18 protein-coding genes and 2 pseudogenes are annotated in these 23,217 nt (G+C 38.4%); 7 read left to right on the top strand and 13 right to left on the bottom strand.

Annotated elements, in window-relative coordinates; all coding sequences use genetic code 11:
- Window positions 1-16 precede the first annotated feature (16 nt).
- The 4 genes and pseudogenes from mdh to RCG22_RS21295 form a co-directional block, all read right to left on the bottom strand.
- Window positions 17-955 (bottom strand): malate dehydrogenase, encoded by a 939-nt coding sequence (gene mdh, locus RCG22_RS21310; RefSeq protein WP_308104600.1) that lies wholly within the window; start codon window positions 953-955, stop codon window positions 17-19.
- A 102-nt stretch (window positions 956-1,057) separates the two neighbouring features.
- Window positions 1,058-2,326, bottom strand: a complete 1,269-nt coding sequence (gene icd / locus RCG22_RS21305; RefSeq protein ID WP_308104599.1) for an NADP-dependent isocitrate dehydrogenase — start codon at window positions 2,324-2,326, stop codon at window positions 1,058-1,060.
- Window positions 2,327-2,476: 150 nt separating this feature from the next.
- Window positions 2,477-3,594 (bottom strand): annotated as a pseudogene (citZ, locus tag RCG22_RS21300) (citrate synthase).
- Window positions 3,595-3,874: 280 nt separating this feature from the next.
- Window positions 3,875-4,336 (bottom strand): DUF441 domain-containing protein, encoded by a 462-nt coding sequence (locus RCG22_RS21295; RefSeq protein WP_308104598.1) that lies wholly within the window; start codon window positions 4,334-4,336, stop codon window positions 3,875-3,877.
- A 216-nt stretch (window positions 4,337-4,552) separates the two neighbouring features.
- Between RCG22_RS21295 and ytvI the strand changes: the two are divergent.
- Window positions 4,553-5,669 (top strand): annotated as a pseudogene (ytvI, locus tag RCG22_RS21290) (sporulation integral membrane protein YtvI).
- Between the two features lie 43 nt (window positions 5,670-5,712).
- Here ytvI and RCG22_RS21285 read toward each other — a convergent pair.
- The 8 genes from RCG22_RS21285 to dnaE all read right to left on the bottom strand — a co-directional run bounded on the left by RCG22_RS21285 (window position 5,713) and on the right by dnaE (window position 16,676).
- Entirely contained in the window at window positions 5,713-6,099 is a 387-nt protein-coding gene (locus RCG22_RS21285) for an FxsA family protein (protein WP_098259762.1), read from the bottom strand.
- A gap of 101 nt (window positions 6,100-6,200) precedes the next feature.
- Window positions 6,201-7,964 carry a pyruvate kinase gene (gene pyk, locus RCG22_RS21280; RefSeq protein WP_308104597.1) on the bottom strand — a complete coding sequence of 588 codons (1,764 nt, stop codon included), beginning with the start codon at window positions 7,962-7,964 and terminating at the stop codon, window positions 6,201-6,203.
- 58 nt (window positions 7,965-8,022) lie between these two features.
- A complete protein-coding gene (pfkA, locus tag RCG22_RS21275) occupies window positions 8,023-8,982 on the bottom strand; it encodes a 6-phosphofructokinase (RefSeq protein ID WP_098259764.1) in 960 nt (319 codons plus the stop codon).
- A 297-nt stretch (window positions 8,983-9,279) separates the two neighbouring features.
- A complete protein-coding gene (gene accA / locus RCG22_RS21270; RefSeq protein WP_308104595.1) occupies window positions 9,280-10,257 on the bottom strand; it encodes an acetyl-CoA carboxylase carboxyl transferase subunit alpha in 978 nt (325 codons plus the stop codon).
- Entirely contained in the window at window positions 10,251-11,129 is an 879-nt protein-coding gene (accD, locus tag RCG22_RS21265) for an acetyl-CoA carboxylase, carboxyltransferase subunit beta (RefSeq protein WP_308104594.1), read from the bottom strand. Before accD ends, accA begins: the two co-directional genes overlap by 7 nt.
- A gap of 183 nt (window positions 11,130-11,312) precedes the next feature.
- A complete protein-coding gene (locus RCG22_RS21260; protein WP_374049486.1) occupies window positions 11,313-11,891 on the bottom strand; it encodes a FadR/GntR family transcriptional regulator in 579 nt (192 codons plus the stop codon).
- A gap of 57 nt (window positions 11,892-11,948) precedes the next feature.
- A complete protein-coding gene (gene ystJ, locus RCG22_RS21255) occupies window positions 11,949-13,187 on the bottom strand; it encodes an NADP-dependent malic enzyme (protein WP_308104592.1) in 1,239 nt (412 codons plus the stop codon).
- 126 nt (window positions 13,188-13,313) lie between these two features.
- Window positions 13,314-16,676, bottom strand: a complete 3,363-nt coding sequence (gene dnaE / locus RCG22_RS21250; protein WP_308104591.1) for a DNA polymerase III subunit alpha — start codon at window positions 16,674-16,676, stop codon at window positions 13,314-13,316.
- Window positions 16,677-16,985: 309 nt separating this feature from the next.
- Between dnaE and ytrH the strand changes: the two genes are divergently transcribed.
- Both ytrH and ytrI read left to right on the top strand, forming a co-directional pair.
- Window positions 16,986-17,324: a sporulation membrane protein YtrH gene (gene ytrH, locus RCG22_RS21245; RefSeq protein ID WP_066258120.1), complete on the top strand. Its 339-nt coding sequence runs from the start codon at window positions 16,986-16,988 to the stop codon at window positions 17,322-17,324.
- The gene (gene ytrI, locus RCG22_RS21240; RefSeq protein ID WP_308104590.1) at window positions 17,321-17,821 is read left to right on the top strand and encodes a sporulation membrane protein YtrI; all 501 of its coding nucleotides are present in this window, start codon (window positions 17,321-17,323) and stop codon (window positions 17,819-17,821) included. The genes ytrH and ytrI overlap by 4 nt, the downstream gene beginning before the upstream one ends.
- 35 nt (window positions 17,822-17,856) lie before the next feature.
- Here the strand turns inward: ytrI and RCG22_RS21235 are convergent, their stop codons facing one another.
- Window positions 17,857-18,807: a DHH family phosphoesterase gene (locus RCG22_RS21235; protein WP_308104589.1), complete on the bottom strand. Its 951-nt coding sequence runs from the start codon at window positions 18,805-18,807 to the stop codon at window positions 17,857-17,859.
- A gap of 95 nt (window positions 18,808-18,902) precedes the next feature.
- Here RCG22_RS21235 and RCG22_RS21230 point away from each other — a divergent pair, with 95 nt between their 5' ends.
- From RCG22_RS21230 to RCG22_RS21215, 4 genes are all read left to right on the top strand, one after another.
- On the top strand, window positions 18,903-19,214 hold the full coding sequence (locus RCG22_RS21230; protein ID WP_308104588.1) for a YtpI family protein: 312 nt from the start codon (window positions 18,903-18,905) through the stop codon (window positions 19,212-19,214).
- Window positions 19,215-19,648: 434 nt separating this feature from the next.
- Entirely contained in the window at window positions 19,649-20,776 is a 1,128-nt protein-coding gene (locus tag RCG22_RS21225) for a tyrosine-type recombinase/integrase (RefSeq protein WP_308104587.1), read from the top strand.
- Window positions 20,766-22,763 (top strand): tyrosine-type recombinase/integrase, encoded by a 1,998-nt coding sequence (locus RCG22_RS21220; RefSeq protein ID WP_308104352.1) that lies wholly within the window; start codon window positions 20,766-20,768, stop codon window positions 22,761-22,763. Before RCG22_RS21225 ends, RCG22_RS21220 begins: the two co-directional genes overlap by 11 nt.
- Window positions 22,763-23,143, top strand: coding sequence for a DUF6262 family protein (locus tag RCG22_RS21215; protein WP_308103758.1), 381 nt, complete (start codon window positions 22,763-22,765; stop codon window positions 23,141-23,143). The genes RCG22_RS21220 and RCG22_RS21215 overlap by 1 nt, the downstream gene beginning before the upstream one ends.
- The last annotated feature ends 74 nt before the right edge of the window (window positions 23,144-23,217 follow it).

Below are 23,217 nucleotides of genomic sequence, written 5' to 3'. Positions count from 1 at the left end.
TTTCTCAATTATTCTTTTATGCTAATACTTGCATAACATTACGAACGGATTCCACTGATTTATCTAAGGCAGCTTTTTCGTCAGCAGTTAACTCAAGCTCGATTACTTTTTCAATACCATTGGCTCCAAGGATTGTTGGTACTCCTAGGTAGATGCCGTCGTAACCAAATTCGCCTTCAAGATACGCAATAGAAGGAAGAACACGACGTTGGTCTTTAAGGATTGCTTCACACATTTCGACTAAAGAAGCTGCAGGTGCATAATAAGCACTTCCGTTACCGAGTAGGTTTACAATTTCTCCGCCGCCTTTTCTTGTGCGTTCTACGATCGCTTCCAAGCGGTCTTTAGGAATTAATGTTTCTAATGGAATACCACCTGCATAAGAGTAACGCACAAGTGGAACCATGTCATCACCGTGTCCACCTAATACGAAACCAGTAATGTCTTTAACAGAAAGGTTTAATTCTTGCGCTACAAATGTACGGAAGCGTGCAGAATCAAGAACACCAGATTGACCAATTACCTGGTTTTTAGGGAAGCCTGATTCTTTAAATACAGTGTATGTCATAGCGTCTACTGGGTTAGTTAAAACAAGAATCGTACAATTTGGAGAATACTTCACAATCTCCTGTGTAACACTTCTCATAACCTTTTGGTTTGTTTGAACTAAATCATCACGGCTCATACCAGGTTTACGGGCAATACCAGCAGTAATCACCACGATATCTGAATCACGTGTATCTTCATAGTTGGAGGTACCAGTTATATTAGCATCAAAGCCTTGTATAGGACTTGCTTCCAGCATGTCTAATGCCTTACCTTTTGTAGGATTTTCCATTGGAGCGATATCAACTAAAACTACATCTCCAAGCTCCTTTTGTGCAAGTAAAAATGCCGTAGTTGCCCCAGTGAATCCTCCGCCGATTACAGAAACCTTTTTCCGTTTTAATGACATTATGATTCTCCCCTTTGAACATATTTAATGTTTCAGTAGAATTTATAAAAAACAGTAAGGACTATTTATATTAACAGCCCTCACTGAACTTAACTTTCCTTCTTACTCCATGTTCTTAATAAGCTCGTCACCAAATTCAGAAGTTTTCACTTCAGTTGCACCGTCCATTAGACGAGCAAAATCATAAGTTACAACTTTGGAAGCAATTGTTTTTTCAACTGATTTAATAACCATTGTAGCTGCTTCAGTCCAGCCTAGGTGCTCAAGCAATAACACACCCGACAAAATGACAGAAGAAGGGTTTACTTTATCAAGACCTGCATACTTAGGTGCAGTACCGTGAGTGGCTTCAAAAATAGCATGTCCTGTTTCATAGTTGATGTTAGCGCCTGGTGCAATACCAATACCGCCTACTTGCGCTGCAAGTGCATCTGAAATGAAGTCTCCGTTCAAGTTCATTGTTGCTACAACATCAAACTCACGCGGACGTGTTAGAATTTGCTGTAAGAAAATATCAGCAATCGCGTCTTTTACGATAATTTTGCCTGTTGCTTCTGCATCCGCTTGCGCTTTGTTAGCTGCATCTGAGCCCTGTTCTGCTTTAATGCGGTCATATTGTGACCATGTGAATACTTTATCGCCGAATTCCTTCTCAGCAAGCTCGTAGCCCCAGTTTTTAAACGCGCCTTCAGTAAATTTCATGATATTACCTTTGTGCACGAGTGTAACGGATTTACGGCCTTCTTTAATCGCATAATTAATTGCCGCACGTACGAGACGAGTGGTTCCTTCTTCAGAAACTGGTTTAATCCCGATTCCTGAAGTTTCAGGGAATCTGATTTTCTTAACACCCATTTCATTTTGTAGGAAATCAATGACCTTTTTCGCTGCCTCTGTGCCTTTTTCATATTCAATCCCAGCATAGATATCTTCAGTGTTTTCGCGGAAAATAACCATATCCGTATCTTGCGGGCGCTTAACAGGTGATGGAACACCTTCGAACCATCTTACAGGACGTAAGCAGACAAACAAGTCTAATTCTTGACGTAGAGCAACGTTCAATGAACGAATTCCACCGCCAACAGGAGTGGTTAGTGGGCCTTTAATGGCAAGTAAATACTCTCTAATAACGTCAAGAGTTTCACTTGGAAGCCATTCACCTGTTTGGTTAAATGCCTTTTCTCCAGCTAAAACTTCTTTCCATACTATTTTGCGCTCACCTTTATATGCCTTTTCAACTGCTGCATTTAAAACGCGCTCAGAAGCAGCCCAAATATCTGGACCGATACCGTCCCCTTCGATAAATGGGATGATTGGATGATTTGGTACGTTTAATACTCCGTTTGTAACCGTGATTTTTTCGCCTTGCATAGTTGATTCTCCTCCTATTATGTAAAAGAAATATGAATAAAAGTTTTTTACAGCATAGTCCACCCTTTGTCCTATCAAAGGTTAGAGAGTTTAATCTCTAACCTTTTCATACATATCTATTAGAACAATTATTGAATCAAAAGTAAAATATTAACCGCGTTGCTCGATGGCAACATATTTTTGCATTCCTGGACCCGTATAATCTGCACGTGGGCGGATTAAGCGGTTGTTTTCATATTGTTCTAAAATATGTGCAAGCCATCCAGATACCCTGCTGACAGCAAAGATTGGTGTCATTAAATCATGATCAATCCCTAAGCTGTGATAAACAGAAGCAGAATAGAAATCCACGTTCGGTGGTAAATTCTTTTCACCAGTAACAATACTTTCAATCTTGATAGACATATCATACCAGTGCGGTTCGCCAGTGAGTTCAGTTAATTTTTTAGACATTTCTCTTAGGTGCTTGGCGCGTGGATCGCCTTTTCGATAAACACGATGGCCAAAGCCCATGATTTTTCTTTTTTCTCAAGCTTACCACGTACGTAAGGCTCTACATTCTCAAGCGTACCAATTTCTTTAAGCATTTTCATAACCGCTTCATTCGCACCACCGTGCAGCGGTCCTTTTAGTGCTCCGATTGCGGCAGTTACTCCGGAATAAACATCGGATAACGTAGCCACACAAACACGTGCTGTAAATGTAGAAGCATTCAATTCATGGTCCGCGTGTAATACGAGCGCTTTGTTAATTGCTTCTTCGGCAATAGGTTCTGGTTCTTTACCAGTTAGCATGTATAAGAAATTTGCTGCAAAGCTTAAATCCTTTTTTGGAGCGATTGGTTCAAGACCTTTTCTAATACGCGCAAACGTTGCGACAATAGCTGGCATTTTTGCCTGAAGGCGAATTGCTTTTTTATAATTTGAATCTGCATCCATTAAATCAGCTTCATCATCATAAATGCCTAAAAGAGATACGGCTGTACGAAGGGCACCCATAGGATGAACTTCTTGAATTGGAAACAGCTTAAAGTGTTCAATTACTTCCTGTGGCAGTGCTGCATTTTCAGCAAGTTGTTTTTTCAATTCTGCCAACTGGACTGCAGACGGCAATTTACGATGCCACAATAAGTAGATTACCTCTTCGAAACTAGCATTTACAGCTAAATCATCAATGTCATAGCCTACATAAGCTAGCGTGTCATCAATAATTGAACTGATTGATGATGTTGTTGCTACTACCCCTTCAAGACCGCGTGTTACTGTCATAGTAAATCTCTCCTTCACATTCTGAATTTCCCATACCTTTCAATTAAAAAATTATTCCCCTTATTTATCCTTTAAATCGACTGAGCGATTGCTCGGCAAAAAGCAAATAGTTAGTTAGCTATTCCATTTTGAGGAATAAATTTGATTAACAAGCAAATCAGCATATATATGTGGTATATGTAAAAAAGGATACGCTTACAAGCCTATTATAAACAATTATCAGATTTTTGTGAATGAAAAGGAACCGAAAAGTGCAAAAAAATATTATTTTACAAAAAATCTAACTAAAAAAACTAAAAATTTTCATAGCTGTATAGGCAATTCCGGCTCCAATTAACGGGCCAACTGCTACCCCTTTAAAAATAGACACCGAAAGAATAGTGCCCAGCACAAGTGCCGTTGTAATCTGTGGGTCATCTGCAAGCAGCTTAACCCCTCCCTTTGCCAGCATTGCCACCATCATGCCAGAGATCAGCGCAATCCAAGCATAGGAGGATTTAAAAGAGCTTGTTAAGTCTTTAAATCCAATTTCGCCACTAGCAATCGGAGCTAATACTGCAATGGTAATTATTGTGACACCCCAATTAATACCCTTCGACTGTATAAATGAGAATGCCTTTGTATCCAATCCGCCTACCTTTAGGATAAGGAGCACTGCAATGGCAACTAATAAAGAACTGTTTTTAGCAATAAATCCAATAACTAACAGTAATAGTAAAAATAAATATGATTCATTTAGCACGATTTCACCACCCCAAATAAAAATTATCGTACCATAATACCTCTTTAAGAGTGAAATTATTAAATACGGGGATTTTCTCTTCTAACTGATTGCAACTCCTTGGAAAAAGTGTTCTTAATATTTTTATATTAATAATATTAAATTGGAAGATTATGCAGTTTATTTCATAAAATGTTAAACTAATACTACATATAGGATTTAATAGGAGGGTTGTCTTTGAATCTAAAATACTTATACCGGTCTATCCGGTTCTTAATTGTAATAGGTGCTGTGGTTTTGGCGCTTTACTCTTTTTATTTTCTGTCAAAAGTGACTTATCCATTTTTAATTGGACTCATTATTGCGTTTATAATTAATCCTCTTGTTGATATCTTTGAAAAAAGGGCTAGAATGCCTCGAGTGTTAGCTGTATTTATTGCACTTATTATTATTTTTGCCCTATTTGCCGGGTTAATTACATTGTTAATCGCCGAAATTGTCTCTGGTGCTAATTATTTATCTACAGTAGTACCAGATCATTTAGATACGTTAATTGAATATATAGAAAAATATTTTACTGCACAAATTCTGCCGATCTATGAACAATTAACAAGTGTGTTTAACAAACTTGAATCAGGGCAGCAGGATACAATTATTGGAAATATACAGAATGTTGGAACCAGGATTGGCACAACCGTTGGAACATTTATCCAGAACCTATTTGGTATTATCCCAAATATCATCGCATGGCTTCCGAATGCCAGCAACCGTGTTAATCTTTTCCTTATTGGCTACTTTTTTTATCAGCAAAGATTGGTACCGTTTATCGAAATTGGGGGGCAAACTCTTACCAGAGAAAGCAAAAACAAGCAGCCGGTCCGTTTTTATCGATTTAAAAAAGGCGCTGTTTGGTTTTATTAAAGCACAATTAACACTGATATCGATTACAACGGTTATTATTCTAATCGGCTTACTTATCCTTCGTGTTGATTACGCGATAACAATTGCATTAGTTACTGGTATAGTCGATATTATTCCCTATTTGGGTACGGGTGCTGTTTTTGTCCCATGGATTATTTATGCGGCGATTGGAGGCGATACAGGCCTGGCCCTCGGGCTAGGGGTACTCTATATTATTGTCCTCGTTCAAAGGCAAGTAATGGAGCCTAAAATTCTTTCTTCTAATATTGGACTTGATCCGTTAGCCACACTGATTGCATTATTCGTTGGATTTAAATTAATTGGCTTTTTAGGCTTAATTGTTGGGCCTGTCACACTTGTCATCATCAGCACCTTATATCGTGCCAACGTTTTTTATGATCTATGGGTATTTATCAAAGGAAACGAGGTATAAGGCTTATTAAAAATGTCAGCTCCTAATTGGATGCTGACATTTTTTATTTTATGATTTTTATATTTCCCTTATTAATCCGATTACGCCATGATTTTAAGATGAGGAATTTTATTGGCTTTCTGGTAGGTGGAAAAAGAAATAGAAACCCGGCCACATCCGTGATAAATCCCGGCGTTAATAATAGTGTTCCGCCAATTAAGATACAAATACCATCTAAAAGTGCTTCTCCCGGAATCTGACCATAGCTCAGTTGTTCCTGTACCCTTCTGATTGTCTGCAGACCCTCTCTTTTTGCTAGATAAGCCCCGATGATGCCTGTTAGTAAAATGAGTGTAATGGTGGGCCACACACCAATAGCTTTACCTGAAAAAAGCAAAACCCCAATATCTATAGCTGGAATAACAATGATCAACAAAAATAAATAGCGCATTTATTGTCCCCCTCCAAACGTCTTATTTTTATTATATTACGAACGGGGATGATATTGTCCCTATTAAAAAGAAGAAGGGTCTCCCCTTCTTCTTTTAGATCTTATAATACACTTGCGTGACCGTTGTAAATAACTCCTCTTGTCGCATCGACGGTTATTTCTTGGCCATCTTTAAACAATTCTAAGGCATTATCTACCCCAACAATCACGGGGATGCTTAGGTTAAGTCCAACCACTGCTGCATGGCTCGTTAATCCACCCTCTTGGGTAATAACAGCAGCACATTTCTCTAGCGCTGGCATCATATCACGATCTGTTCCGATTGTCACAAGAATAGAACCTTGTTTTACTTTTTCTATAGCTTCTTTAGCATCATGGGCAACTACTACTTTCCCAAATGCGGATCTACGGCCAATTCCTTGTGCTTTTGTGATAATATCGCCGACCACATGGATTTTCATTAGGTTTGTTGTACCTGCTTCGCCTACAGGGACTCCAGCAGTAATAACAACTAAATCACCACGTTTAACAATACCGCTGTTCAAGCTTTCTTCTACGGCAATATCGAGCATTTCGTCTGTTGTAGTAGCGACGCGTCCAAATTGCGGGTAAACACCCCATACAAGTTGTAGACGACGGCAAACATGTTCAACTGAAGTTACAGCAACAATGGCTGCTTTCGGACGATATTTTGAAATCATTCTAGCGGTATGACCGCTTTCGGTCGGGGTAATGATTGATTTAACATCAAGATTTAAGGCCGTATGTGCAACAGACTGACCAATCGCATCGGTAAGGTTATGTTCCGTATCTTTACTGCGACTTGAAAGTATTTCTTTATGATCTAGGGCAGATTCAGCTCTAGAAGCAATATTATGCATGGTTTGAACTGCTTCGACTGGATATTGGCCTGCCGCTGTTTCTCCTGAGAGCATAATGGCGTCCGTTCCATCAAAAATTGCATTCGCTACATCACTTGCTTCAGCGCGGGTAGGTCGTGGATTTCTTTGCATCGAATCAAGCATTTGAGTTGCAGTAATAACAGGTTTGCCCTGTGAATTACATTTCTTAATTAACATCTTTTGAACGAGTGGAACTTCTTCAGCCGGGATTTCTACACCAAGATCCCCACGAGCAACCATTAATCCATCAGAGATTTCTAAGATTTCGTCAATGTTATCGACACCTTCTTGGTTTTCAATCTTTGGAATAATGTGGATATGTGTAGCATTATTTTCTTCTAATAACTGACGGATTTCGAGAACATCCTTTGCACGTCGAACGAAGGAGGCAGCAATAAAATCAACACCTTGTTCAATTCCGAAAAGAATATCTTGTGTATCCTTTTCTGTGATACCAGGTAAGTTCACTGATACACCCGGAACATTTACACCTTTTTTATTTTTCAAGGTCCCACTATTTAAAATCTTGGTATGAAGTTCTTTCGCTGATTTATCCACATTTGTTACTTCTAAGCCAATTAAACCATCATCTAAGAGAATCTTTGAACCCACATGAACATCATCAATTAGTCCTGGATATGTAACTGAAAACTTTTGAAGTGTTCCTTCTACTTCCTTCATGGAAACGATAATATTTTCTCCGGCTTGCAGCTCAAGTGCACCATTTTCCATGTTGTTCGTCCGAATTTCAGGACCCTTTGTATCTAACAAGATGGCAACAGTTTTGCCAGTTTGTTTGGATGCTTCACGAATATTTTGGATCCGTGCCCCGTGTTCTTCAAAATTCCCATGTGAAAAGTTTAATCGAGCGACGTTCATACCTGAATTGATTAATTGGGTTAATTTTTCAACACTTTCGCTAGCTGGACCAATCGTACATACGATTTTTGTTTTTCGTAACATTCTTATTGTTCCTCCCATTTTAGAAAAGCAAGTTTGCAATTTCTTAAGTTCATCATTCTTATATTGATAATTCCATCGAAAGTTTATAAAGATCATGATCTAACTTATGTTCCCGGGCAAGAGCTTCAATGATGTCATAATCAACAAGCTGATTCTTTTCAATCCCTACTGCTCGGCCGCCTTTTCCTTCAATTAGAAGTTCAACTGCTCTTGCTCCCAATCTGCTTGCAAGCACTCTGTCAGCTGCTGTTGGTGAGCCACCCCGTTGAATATGACCTAAAACAGATACTCTCGTATCAAAGTTTGTTGCTTCCTGAACCTGCTTTCCAAGTTCCACACCACTGCACACACCTTCTGCAACAACGATAATACTATGCTTTTTGCCGCGTTCTTGCCCCTTGCGAAGCTTATCAACGATATCATTCATGTCATAACCTACTTCAGGAATTAAAATCGTCTCTGCGCCGCCAGCTAAGCCAGTCCAAAGAGCGATATCTCCGGCATTTCTGCCCATTACTTCAATGATAAAAGTTCTTTCATGAGATGTCGCGGTGTCACGAATTTTATCTAATGAATCGATAACTGTATTTAATGCGGTGTCAAAACCAATGGTAAATTCTGTCCCGGGAATATCATTATCAATGGTACCTGGTACGCCAACACAAGGATAACCTAGTTCGGTTAATGCTTTTGCCCCACGGTAAGAACCATCTCCGCCAATAACCACAAGACCTTCAATTCCATGTGCTTTTAGCTGTTCCATCCCTTTTTGCTGTCCTTCTTTTGTTTTAAATTCTGGGCAGCGTGCTGATTGAAGCATTGTCCCTCCGCGCTGAATAATATCTCCAACAGAACCAAGTTCAAGCTTTTTAATATTTCCAGAAATTAATCCCGTATAACCGCCGTAAATACCATAGACCTCAAGATTGTGATAAATTGCTTTCCGGACTACAGCACGAATCGCTGGATTCATCCCTGGGGCATCTCCACCACTTGTAAGTACTCCAATTTTTTTCACGGTTCTCACCTCTATTTTTTATTAGAAAATATGTATACATTTATTTGTAAAACAAATAAATTTACGCTACCTTTAAAAAAATCACTTCTTTTATTATTTACATAAAACCTGCGAATATTTATAAAATAACATGAAGAAATAACTATAACAACCTTATGGTATTAGTAATTATAAGAGACGGAATAATCAGTTAATTGGAAACGGTTTATCTACAAATGTAAACGTCGTCATTGCCATTTTCAAGGATTTATAGTGAACATTCTGTGAATGAAAAAAACGTGCCTATGAGCACGTTTTTTAATTAACACCGATGTAATCATTGACTAGTCCGAATTCGCCGATTGTCCTGAAACGGTTGTAACGATCAGCTATTAATTCCTCTTCTGAAAGCTTTAACAATTGCTGTAGTGAAGTCTTAAGCACCCTATCAATTTCTTCTGCCTGCTTTATTACATCCCTTTGGGCTCCGCCCTTAATTTCTGGAATAACATCATCAATAATGCCTAGTTCCTTTAAATCTGGCGCGGTTATTTTCATCGTTTCTGCCGCATTTCTAGCAAGAGAGGCATCTTTCCATAAAATTGCAGCAGCACCCTCTGGTGAGATAACTGAGTAGGTGGAGTTCTCAAGCATATAGATACGGTTGCCCACTCCAAGTGCAAGAGCACCACCACTACCGCCTTCACCAATCACAATACAAACCACGGGAACCTTAAGACCAGCCATTTCAAACAAATTGCGTGCAATTGCTTCACTTTGACCTCGTTCCTCTGCAGCCTTCCCAGGATAGGCTCCCTTCGTATCAATGAAACAGATGATCGGACGATTAAATTTATTCGCCTGATTCATTAATCGAAGGGCTTTTCGATACCCTTCAGGGTGTGGCATTCCAAAGTTTCTGCGAATGTTCTCTTTCGTATCTTTTCCACGCTGATGGCCAATTACCGTAACAGGTAACCCACGAAATTTAGCTATTCCGCCTACAATCGCCTCATCATCAGCAAAGGTTCTGTCACCGTGACATTCAAAGAAATTCTCAAACAAATAAGGGATATAATCCATTGTTGTCGGCCTGTTAGAAAGGCGAGCAATTTGAACCCTGTCCCAGGGCTTAATATTTTCATATATACTTTGTTCAAGCTTTTCAAGTCTCTTCTCTAATTTGTTGATTTCGGAACTTAAATCAACATCAGCAGTTTTGGTGAACTCTTTTAAATCAGTAATTTTCTTTCTTAACTCGATTACAGGGCGTTCAAATTCTAATTCACCTACCATTTGAGCACACCTCCAGGTTGATGGATCTCTAGAATAGTCGTGATTTTCTCAATAAGTTCATTTCGAGCAATTATTGCGTCCAGTTGTCCGTGTTTTAAGAGAAACTCGGATGTTTGAAAATCCTCCGGTAATTCTTCACGAATGGATTGTTCAATCACTCTGCGTCCGGCAAATGCGATTAACGCACCTGGTTCAGCAAGGTTGAAATCGCCCAATGATGCGAAACTTGCTGAAACTCCCCCCGTTGTCGGGTGGGTCATGATTGAAATGATTAATCCGCCATTATTGCTAAACCTCTTTAAAGCAATACTTGTTTTTGCCATTTGCATTAAACTTAAGGCGCCCTCTTGCATTCTTGCGCCACCTGATGCGGTAAAAATAATAAACGGTACATTTAACTCATCTGCTTTTTCAATTGCCAGCGTAATTTTTTCGCCGACAACCGAGCCCATGCTTCCCATTCGGAATGAAGAATCCATGATAGCCACGACAATTTTATATCCATTCACTGTCCCAATACCTGTTACAACCGCCTCGTTAAGTTTACTTTTTTGGCGGTCTTTCTCAAGCTTTTCAAGGTAGTCAGGAAAATTTAATGGATTTTTAGAAATCATATTATCGTTCATCTCCATGAAACTTCCTTCTTCAATGAAACTGTCAATTCGTTCTTTTGAGTTCATTGGGAAATGATGACCGCAATGCAAGCATACCTTTAAATTTTTCACTAATTCTTTTGTATACATAATCTTCTTACATGAAGGGCACTTTGACATTATTCCTTCAGGAACATCATTTTTTGCCGTTTCCGTTGGTATTTGAGCATATTTCTTCTTTTTTGGATGATTTTTTGAAAAAAGATCTTTTAGTGCCAAAATTAAACCTCCTTTGTTACATAACGCCAGATGGCAAGTTTATCCCATTAATCCTATTTAGCAGTTTTTCTATCCACACTAAACTTCATACATCTATAGTGGTCAGACCACTGTTGAAACAAAAATACCCTATCAAAGGGCTTGGTTAACCTTCACTATAGAATAAAAATGATTCAAAATCTGTTAGTATTTGTCGTTAAAAACAGACAAATTCCGTAGATTATAATAGGCGGATAGTGTTTTTAATTCATTCTTTTCAGCGAGGGCATCGAGTAAGGCTAGATATTTTTCACGATGAATGGTCACTTTTACTAATTCAAGCGAATCGTAATAGTCTTTTAATATTGACCAAATTCTAGATAAAAGGTGATTATCTGCAATCTCAATTATTCGATTAAAAAACTCATCATCTTGTATGCTGTCTTCTTGATTTAGCCAGTCTTTCACATTCACAATATGTTGGTCATCTATTTTTAGCAAAGCTAATCTTAGGAGGTCCATCTCTATATAATTCCTGGTTTCCAATACATCTCGTTTTGCTTTTTCATCCTGTAAAATAAAAGTACTTAGAAGCTGAACGAGATGGTTCCCCTGAAAGTCACGAATAAAGGTCCCTTCACCCCGTCTGGTTTCAATTAGTCCCAGTAATTCTAAAGCCCTAAGTGCTTCTCTAACGGAAGAGCGCCCGAAATTCAGGCGCTCCGACAATTCTCGTTCAGATGGGATTTTATCTCCGGCTATTAATCCATCGATGGTTATCATTTCTCGTAAATGCTTAACAATTTCTAAATATACTTTCGGATTGTTTGCCACTTACGTTCACTCACTTTTGCCAATAATAGCGAGCCTTTTTGTTTTTTCCTTTATTTCTTCAGGATCAACCTTAATGCGAGCAACACCAGTCTCCATGGCTGCTTTTGCGACTGCTGCTGCAACATCTGGAGCAACTCTCGGGTCAAAAGGTCCCGGAATGACATAATCGGCATTTAGTTCATCTGGGTTGATTAGGTTGGCAATAGCTTCTACAGCCGCGATTTTCATTTTTTCATTTATATGGGTAGCACGAACATCAAGTGCCCCACGGAAAATTCCCGGGAAAGCGAGAACATTGTTAACTTGGTTTGGAAAATCTGAACGGCCTGTTCCAACCACTTTGGCCCCTGCTGCTTTTGCCTCATCAGGCATAATCTCAGGATCAGGATTGGCCATTGCAAAAATGATTGAATCTGGATTCATTGAAGCAACCATTTCTTTTGTAAGTGCACCTGCAACTGAAACCCCGATAAATACATCAGCACCTTTAATGACATCTGCAAGGCTGCCTGTTAGGTTATCTCGGTTTGTATATTTCGCTACTTCAGATTTAACTGCATTCATTCCTTGTGGGCGCCCTTCGTAAATGGCTCCTTTAGTATCGCACATAATTATGTCTCTAACACCATAACTATATAACAATTTAATAATGGCAATCCCCGCTGCACCAGCACCGTTTGCAACCACTTTAATTTCCTGCATTTTTTTGCCGATAAGCTTTAGTGCATTGACAAGTCCTGCCACAGTCACAATTGCTGTACCATGCTGATCATCATGAAAAATAGGAATATTTGCTTCTTTTTTCAATCTTTCCTCAATCACGAAACAATTTGGCGCAGCAATATCTTCAAGGTTTACGCCACCAAAGGTAGGTTCAAGCAATTTAACTGTTTCAACAATTTTGTCAACATCCGTTGTGTTCAAACAGATTGGAAAAGCATCCACACCGGCAAAACTTTTAAATAGGACTGCTTTACCTTCCATAACAGGGAGAGCGGCTTCAGGTCCAATATTTCCAAGTCCAAGAACAGCTGTTCCATCAGAAACGACAGCAACCATGTTCCCTTTCATGGTATATTCATAAACCAATTCAGGCTTTTCATAAATATCTTTGCAAGGCTCTGCAACACCTGGTGAATACGCTAAGCTTAAATCATGTGCATTTCGGACTAAAACTTTAGATTTCGATTCTAATTTCCCCTTATTAATTCGATGCATATGTAGTGCTTCTTCCCGTAAAGTCAAGATATTTCACCCCTCAAATTTTTACAAAAGCTTATTTAACATCCCACTATCTGCAGTTCGCTTTTTGGTGGTCAGACCACACTTGTCTCATTATCACTATAACATATCTTCAATCGTTGTAAAGAATTATTCCTTCAAAACAACATTTTTTGGACCAAGCATATTTCTCAATATTTGCAGAAAATCAGGGGTAGGATTGATATTATTTTCATCCCCGAGCCTAATGGTTTTTCGACTTTTTTCATAGTGTAAAACCACTGCCGCTCTTCCCTGATTTTCTTTTAACAGCTGATGTAGTTGTTGAAGAGATTGATCGTCCTGTTTCTCCTCCACTATTTTCACATATAAAACGGATTGTTTAACGGATTTTGTTTGCAGCCACTCTACTAAATTTGAACCTTGTTGAATAATAAATTGCTGCTTCCCATCACGTTCTTCAACTTTCCCTTCAAGCAAAACAAATTTACCTTGCCCTAATAGATGCGAATATCTTTTGTATACATTCGGGAAAGCTACTGCTTCCATTTCGCCACTGGAATCACTTATGGATAAAAAGGCCATGGAATCACCTTTCTTGGTCCGTATTGATTTCATCGAGGTGATATATACACCTGATGCCACCCTTTGGTTTTGATTATTAAGTCCAAATAAGAGGGTTGCTCCTGAGTGTTTAAGTTGCTTTTCATAAATAGAAACTGGATGGTCAGATAGATAGAAGCCAAGCGCATCTTTTTCGAATGTCAACTTATTCTCCAGGCTAATCGGATCGACTTGCATATAGTTAGGCTTCGGAATGAACTCTTCTTCAAATAAATCAAATTGGTTATCTTCGGTTGGTTTAAAGATTTGCGCATGCTCCATCGCTACATCTATACTTGCAAGCAACACGGCACGATCTTCTCCAAATTCATCGAAGCAGCCTGAATGGACAAGGAACTCAAGCGTTTTTCGATTGATGGCTTTAGCGGAAACCCGGATGCAAAAATCAAATAGGTCAGCGAACTTTCTCTTTTTCCTGGCTTGAAAAATTTCTTTTAATGCTGCTGCACCTACGCTTTTAATCGCTGCTAAACTGTAACGAATTCCGTCCTGTTCCACTTGAAAGGCGAAACCACTATTATTGATGGATGGAGGCAGGACTGTAATCCCTTTTTGTTTTGTTTCCATGATATATTGCCCTATTTTCGTATCATTTCCGATGGCTGATGTTAAGAGGCCTGCCATAAAATAAACCGGGTAATTTGCTTTTAAAAAGGCTAACTGGTATGCAATCATACTATAAGCAACCGCATGGCTGCGGTTAAAGCCATAATTTGCAAACCGAACAATTAAATCGTAGATATCATTAGCCAATGTTAATTCATACCCTTTTTTTAAGGCTCCCTGGACAAAATGGCTCCGCTCCTTATCAAGGATTTCTTTCTTCTTTTTCCCGACAGCTCTTCTTAATAAATCGGCTTCACCGAGTGAAAAGCCCGCCAACTTCGAAGCAATTTGCATGATTTGCTCTTGGTAAACAATTACGCCATATGTATTTTCAAGGATTGGCTGTAAATCAGGGTGTGGAAATTCAACTTTCTTTATGCCGTGTTTTCGTTCAATAAAGAGCGGGATATTTTCCATTGGACCCGGCCGGTACAGGGCATTGACTGCCACAATATCTTCAAAACGGGAAGGTTTCAAACGAGTTAGAACCTTTCGCATCCCTTCGGATTCAAGCTGAAATATACCTGTCGTTTCACCGTCCGCTAACAAGCTGAAGGTCTTAGTGTCCTCTAACGGTATCGAGTTGAGGTTTACCTTCTTCCCCGTCTTACGATGGATAGAAGATAAAATTGAATCTAGTAATGTAAGATTCCGCAAGCCTAGAAAGTCCATTTTCAGGAGACCGACTTCTTCAAGATGTTCCATTGAATATTGCGTTAAATAAACATGATTAGACCCCCGTTGAATAGGGATCAAATCAATTAGTTGTTTCTCACTTATTACCACACCGGCTGCATGGGTCGAAGTGTGGCGCGGCAGTCCTTCTAGTTTTAATGCCGTTTCAAAAAGCCGTTCATTCATCGGGTTTTCCTTTATAAACCTTCTGAGTGCTTCGGATTCTTTATAGGCACCTTGTAGATTTACTCCTAAACGCGGTGGGATTGTCCTCGATAATTGTTCGAGTTCCTTTGAATTTAATCCAAAAACTTTACCGACATCTCTTAAGGCTGCTTTTGCTGCGAGCGTTCCAAATGTGACGATTTGTGCAACATGCAGTTCACCATATTTTCCGGCCACATAATTAATCACTTCATCACGTCGATGGTCGGGAAAATCTATATCAATATCTGGCATTGAAATCCGTTCAGGATTTAAAAACCGTTCAAATAATAGATTATGCTTTAATGGGTCAACATCGGTAATGTATAAAACATAGGCAACAAGCGAACCTGCGGCTGAGCCCCTTCCAGGTCCAGTCAAAATCCCCTGCACGCGAGCATATCTCATAAAATCCCAAACAATTAAAAAGTAATTGCTGAATTCCATTCGCTTTATGACCGAGAGTTCATAGGATAAACGTTGATAATATTCTTCGGAAGGTGAAGGAAAACGTTCCGTTAATCCCTGCTTGCATAATACTTCAAGGTACTCCGGAGCTTGCATTCCATTCTCCGTTGGGAATGCTGGTAGATACGTCTTATTAAGTTCAATGTTGAAGTTGCATCTGTTAGCAATCCTGAGCGTATTTTCCAGTGCATCTGGGAGATCAGAAAAGCGGTCGACCATCTCACTGGCAGGTTTTAAATAGTACTCGTCGTTTTCCAGTCTTTCTCTATGGTCGTCCTGCAATTTATCGCCATTTTTTATGGCTAATAGACACTCTTGGGCAAACATATCTTCTTTTTCTAAATAATGGACCTGGTTTGTTGCTACAAGAGGGATATTCATTTCTTTTGAAATCAAGTTAAACTGATTTCTGATGGTTGTTTCTTGTTCAAGCTGATGATCTTGAATCGCCAGAAAAAAGCTGTTTCTACCGAAGATGGCAGCCAGTTTACTGATGATCTCTCTGGCGATTTCCTCTTGGCCAATTAAAATAGACTGCTCGATTTCTCCTACTGGTCCGGGAGTAATCGCAATCAGCCCTTCCGAATAATGTTTCAGCCATTTTAACGGAATCCCATGTTCAGTTTTCGTTTGAACCGTACTGGATATCTTTAATAGATTATTATAGCCATGATCATTCTCAGCGAGCAGGACCAGTGGATAAGACTCATTTTGGGTATGTTCGCTTTCGACATCTACAGTTAACCCGATAATGGGTCTAAGGTTATTTTTTTTACACAATTTATAAAATTCAATAGTTCCATACATAACATTTCTGTCCGTTAAGGCGATTGCAGAAAAGCCTTTTTTCAGTGCATTTTCAATTAAATCCGGAACTGAAGCCGTACTGGTTAACAAACTATATGCACTATATACATGCAGGTGAATAAAAGACATATTCTCACACCCTTCATTCCATAATCTCTCCCTCTATTATAGAGCTTAAATACAAAAAAGGAAAATATGTTCTTATTTTATTAGAAAAGCTGAAGTGCCCGTTTAGCGGCGTATGGACTGGAGCGCTCCAACCGAGATAAAGGAAACACGAAGAGCGAAAGCGCATTCGTGCTTGACTTATCGTAGGGCGGAGAGCGAAGTACACTAGCCGCTGGGCGCTGAAGCTAGACAATTCTTAATTCATATTTGCACTAGTTTGTCCATATAAATGAGTAATGGGATTGATTATGGATAAGGGCGGTTGAGGATATGAAAGAAATTGGTTTTTTTCCTGCTTTTATTGAAAGCTACTTTATTGCCTTAGGGGTGGTGCTTGGCGGTTCACTTATTGGCGGAATCGCCTCTTTTCTAACCGGGCAGCCTCCACTTACGACTGTTTACCGCTTATCTTCTGCACTGAGAATTTGGGCGATTGTTTCTGCTATTGGCGGGACATTTGACGCTGTTTATACGTTTGAAAGAGGAATTTTTAACGCCGACACAAAGGACCTAGTCAAACAATTATTAATAATTCTCTCAGCCCTGGGCGGAGCCCAAACGGGTGCCTTGATTATCAATTGGTTAACACAGGAGCATATCTCATCATGAGAATCCCGCCATTATATAGAAGACCTGCCTGGCAGCGATTTTTTGCAGGAATGGCCGTTGGCGGTGTGATTAGCTGGTGTATTTTTTTATATATTTATGGAGTTTGGCAGGAAGAGAACACTGAATTAATCCGGAAACAAGCGCAGGAAATTGTTGACTTAAAAGACGAGAAAAAGATCTGGCAGGAAGAATATAAAGAAATCAATAAGCGAAAAATTGAACAACTTACCGTGCAGAAAATCAATGTAAGAATTACCAACTGGGAAAAATATAAACTTGATTTATTAAGCGTTTCAGAGACAGAAGATGCGGTTAGAGATGATATTAGCTTGATGATTGCCAAAGACATCGAAACAGTCTACAAAAGTAAGGACCTTCTGAAAAAGATTATTGAAAATAAACCCATCAAAATAAATGATAAACGGTATAAACTTAAGGTGAAAGAAATGGTTTTTTATACAAATCTTTCGATACAACTAGAGATACAATTCGAATAAAAAATCGGCCCCTGCCATAAACAGGGCCGATTTTTCTATTTGTTAAAGGAATAATTTTCACATACCTCGTCAAGTGCTTTCAATACATTATCTACTTCGTTCCATGAATAGATGGATGCACCTGATGCTAGCGGGTGTCCTCCACCTTTAAACTGCCTTGCCACTCCATTGATGACCGGACCTTTTGAACGCAATCGGACTCTTATTTGTTCGGTTTCTTCGATGAAGAAAACCCATGCTTTAATTCCTTTTACATTTCCCAATGTTCCAACTAAGAGCGATGCTTCTGCCGGTTTTGCATTGTACTCTTGGAGAAGTTCTTTTGTTAGTCTGACAGAGGCAACCCCGTTTTTCTGAAATTCAAAATTTTGGAGGATATAACCATTTAACTTAATGATATTGGTATCCAATTCATACATTTTGTCAAATAGCTCTGTCCTTGAAAAATTATAATGAATCAATTCCCCGGCGTAACCGAGCGTCTTTTCTGTTGTACTCGGAAAAAGAAATCTTCCCGTATCGCCGACAATTCCAGCGTATAATAATCTTGCCGCTTCATCATTCATTCTAAGCCCTTTGTCTTTTCCAGTTAAATAAAATTCATAAATCATTTCGCTGCACGAGCTGGCACTTGTATCTACCCATAGTAAATCACCGTATGGATCCTCATTTGGATGATGATCAATTTTTATTAATTTATCACCCAGTGAATAACGCTTGTCATCAATTCGTTCAGCATTTGCGGTATCACAAACGATCACTAATGCCCCCTTGTATACGTCATCTTCAATGACATCAAGCCTGCGCATGTAATGAAGGGTTGGCTCCTCTAGGCCTACTGCATAAATCTTTTTATCTGGAAAGGACGCTTGGAGAATCGCTGCCAATCCCCCCTGTGAACCGTAGGCATCAGGGTCCGGGCGGACATGACGATGGATAATGATGGTTTCATATTGTTTAATCTCTGCTAAAATTTGCTCAATCATGGGCAATGCTCCTTTTACCAACTAACTCAATGGTGGTATTTTTTTGTTTTTACAGTTACAATAATAAAAGATTTTCTATGCTTGGAGGAAATAATATGTATGTACTTGTTATTTTAATTGCCATACTATTTGCTTTCTATCTATTTTATAAAACAAAATACATCAGAAGCAACCGTTTAGTAGAAAAGAAATGGCTTGCTGCTAAATCAAATATTGCACTTGGACTGTTTGTCTTTTTATTTGGAGTTAATCACCTGCTATTTATTTCTGAAACAACAGTTATGTATATTGTCGCCGCCATATTCATTGTTTATGGAGCACTGTTCAGCTGGATTGGTTTCAAAAAATACAAACACTACCATCCCTTCGCAATCGAAGAAGCAAAAAACTTTGAACTGCAAAAATAAAAGCGAAAGCGCCCTGTTCAGCGGCGTATGGCCTGGAGCGCTCCAACTGAGATATAGGAAACACGAAGAGCGTTAGCGATTCGATGTTGACTTATCGTAGGGCGGAGAGCGAAGGACACTAGCCGCTAGGGCGCTGGAGCTAGACAGTTATCTAGGTTCAAAACTTATAATTTATTATCTTGTAATAAAATAAGAAGCCGCTTCTTGTTGAAAAACACAACTATAATTAGGGATAGACCTTAACGTATTCTACGTGGGGTTTATCCCTTTTTATTGTACTTTATTGACAGTAAAACCCTATTTCATAATTATAGTAGTCAAAGTATACTACGAAGGTACATTCTGTTTTGTTGAAATTAGGATAAGTCCAATATGATTGAAATTTACTAATGGAGTAAATTCCCCATTAAATAAGTAAAAGAGGATGGTTGGTTATGAAAGTCCAAGAGATCATTGTCTCAGGTAATAGAAAGAGATATTTACTTCAAGATAACCATGGGGAATTTGTAAAACCAGTAGTAAAATTCCTCAAGTATATGGACAACACTGGATCTTCCAGAAATACACTCCGTTCTTATTGCTTTGCATTGAAATTATTTTTTGAGTTTCTGGAGCAAAAGCAGGCAGATTACAGGGATATCGGAATTGACAATATGGCGGAGTTTGTTAGGTGGCTTCAGAATCCCTATCGGGATTTAAAGGTAATTAATATAAAACAAACAGATGTTAAAACGAGAAAGGCTTGTACAATTAATATCTATCTTGACAAGGTCTACTCATTTTATGATTATTTGATGAGGCATGAAGACTACGCTTTGGATTTATCTGAGCGTCTGAAAAGTCAGATACTCGCCTCTAGGGGTAGTTTCAAGGGCTTTCTCCACCACACACTTAAAAATAAATCAAAAAATATTATGATTTTGAAACTTAAGGAACCAAGGGAAAAGTTAAAAGTTTTGACATCAGAACAGGTACAAAAATTAGTTGATGCATGTCGGAACGTCAGGGATAAATTTTTATTGGCACTTCTTTATGAGACAGGCATTAGGATTGGTGAAGCCCTATCACTTCACCTTTCTGATATTGTTCCAGCAGCAAAAAAGATCACAATACGAGATCGTGGAGAACTTATTAATGGTGCAGAGATTAAGACAATATGTAGCCCCCGCACGCTTGATATATCAAATGAATTAGCTAACCTTTACCGGGCTTATATCATAGATATTCATACAGACGAGATTGATACAAATTTTGTTTTTATAAAACTTCGCGGGGAACAAAAAGGGAGCCCCCTCGATTATCATTGCATTCAAGCACTTTTTAATCGTCTTAAAGCAAAAACTGGAATAGATGCGACACCCCATATGTTACGTCATACAAATATAACGGAGTTATGGAAAACAGGTGAAATGCGTCCTGAAACTCTTCAAAAGCGAGCAGGACATGCCCATGTGCAAACAACAATTCAAATGTATATTCACCCTTCTGAAGATGATATACGGAATGATTGGGAGAAAGCTATGATGCAAAAACAATTAAGGGAGGAGAAAAATGAAGAGTAACACTGTTGCTTATCAACCCTGCGTAACATCCGAGAAAACGGCAGTGATTCAAGAGCAATTGTGTGGGTATTTTGAAAATGATGTATGGGATTTAACAAACTCCTTTTTTAAGGTATACGGTGGTGGTAGTTCTTGGTCCGCCTCGAAAACAAAAATAGATTTTACATTCTTATCTAATTCAATTAGACATGAAATTAAATTTTTCTTCGCTAATAAATTGGTGAATGAGAGTTTATCCCTTAGTACATTAGTGTTGTATTCATTTTCACTTGTACACTTAAGTCATTTCTTGGAGAAATATTATTCTAAGATTGAGAGTTTGGTAGATATACCTTTTAATCAGGGCTTAATGAAATACAAAACTTTTTTGACCAATACAGGTATCAGAATAATAACAAAGAGTGGCAATAACTCCTCACATATTACAGTTTTTAATTCAATTATTAAATATTTATCTCACTTCTATGATACACGGGAAGAGCTTGAGAAGGATGTATGGGATTTGAGAAAGATACCGAATGCAAGGTATACAATAAACGGAACCCATTATCTCCTTTCTTTTGAGAAAATCCCTACACCATTTCGAAAAATAGTAAAGGAATATTGTGCTTATGCATTAACCTATTTAAGTCAGGGTAAATTAGCTGGTCATATTATAGGGATCAGTAGTTATTTAAACTACGTTAAGGGACAACATCCAGATTGGAAAGATTTTAGCCAATTAAAAAGAGAAGACATTGAAAAGTATTTAATTTATTTTAATCAGAGTAACTCCTCTTATAGCCCATATTATAGGAATTTTTTGATTTCATCTGTTAAATACTTTTTAGAGTATCTTCAACGTTCTGAACGATCTGAAGCTCCGTTAAAGCATATCGGCACATTATTTTTTAGGGAGGATTTTTTGAAGCAACCGAAGCAAAATGAAAATCAAATTAAATATATTCCTGAAACCGTCATGAATCAGTTGGAGCTTCTTATAAACCTGAATCCAGAAGACGTTAATCCACCTATGAAGGATAATGAAAAAGAATATGTACCAATTGTGATATTACTTATAGCTACCGGATGGAGAATAAGTGATATTTTGAACCTCCGGTTCCAAAATTGTTTGATACCCACAAACAATGGTTATTATTTACAAGGAGATATTCCAAAAACAGATGTGAAACAACACCGAGTGCCTATTGATAAGGAACTAGCTAAAGTTTTACAAGTCATTATAGAGCAAACAAAAGACAAAACAACACATAAGAACAATCCCGAAGGGTATTTATTTGTTCGAACAAAAGGAAAACGGAAGGGAAAACCTTTCACTGACCAAAGTATTCGCGATGCATTAAATCGTTGGGCTGAAAGATATTCCATTGTAGATCAAAACGGAACTGTCTATCACTTTGGAAACCATGCATTCCGGCATACAAAAGGTGTAGAATTAATCAACCTTGGAATGAATTTAACTCACATTATGAAATGGTTTGCCCATTCTTCACCTGAAATGACAATGAGGTATGCCAAAATTGCCGATGATACCCTTAGAAAAGAATGGTTAAAGGCACAAGAAAAAAAGGGTCCACTCTTACGAGTTGACCTTGGTATGGCGAGAGTATCAGAAATGAATTTGGATGAGGACCTTATCCATTGGGAATATATTCAAAGTAATATTGAGGCAGTACGTGTTCCTTTAGGCTATTGTTTGGCTTCTAAAAAAGAGGGTTGTCCATATGTAATTACACCTTGTTTAACATGTCCTAATTTTTGTACAACCCCCGAAAATCTTCCCGATTTTAACAGAGAAATCAAAAAGGTTGAAGAACATATAGAAATGACGAGGCATTACCCAATATACAACGAAAAAACGCTAGAACAATTGAACAATCTAACAAGAGTTAGGGATCAACTTACCGAGGGTAAAGCTCACCGTGGTTCTAGTGCCAAAAGAATATTACTACAAGCTCAGGAAAGAAAAGATAGTGTGGTGAAATAATGAAACACAAAAGAAATACTGAGGCAGTCGTTGCATATGCAAAAAAGAAAAAAGAAGAAACAGTTGATAAGGTTGAACAAACGATTAAACAATTGATCCAGCAGAATGAAAAAATAAATTTCAATACTGTTACAATCGCAGCAGGAGTTTCTAAGTCTTATTTATACAACCAAACTGAACTAAGGGAAAGGATTGAAACCCTTCGTCAGCAACAACGAGAAGTGGCATCTCCAAAGAATATAAAGAAGAATATGAATGTTGAGAATAAAGATAGCTTAATTCAAGTCTTTCGCGAACGCATTCGAGAATTAGAAAAGGAAAACAAGCAATTAAAAGAGGAAATTAAAAGAGTTAACGGTAAGCTATATGAAAACTTTTAGGAGACAACTTTATTACGAAAATTTGAAGAAAGGCTCTCACGTTGTGTACATATACACAACGTGAGAGCCTTTTA

The sequence above is a fragment of the Neobacillus nitrireducens genome, from assembly GCF_030915405.1.
In the GTDB taxonomy this organism is placed as follows: domain Bacteria; phylum Bacillota; class Bacilli; order Bacillales; family Cytobacillaceae; genus Neobacillus.
The sequence above is the reverse complement of the archived record's forward strand: the minus strand, read 5'-3'. Positions and strand labels throughout refer to the sequence as shown.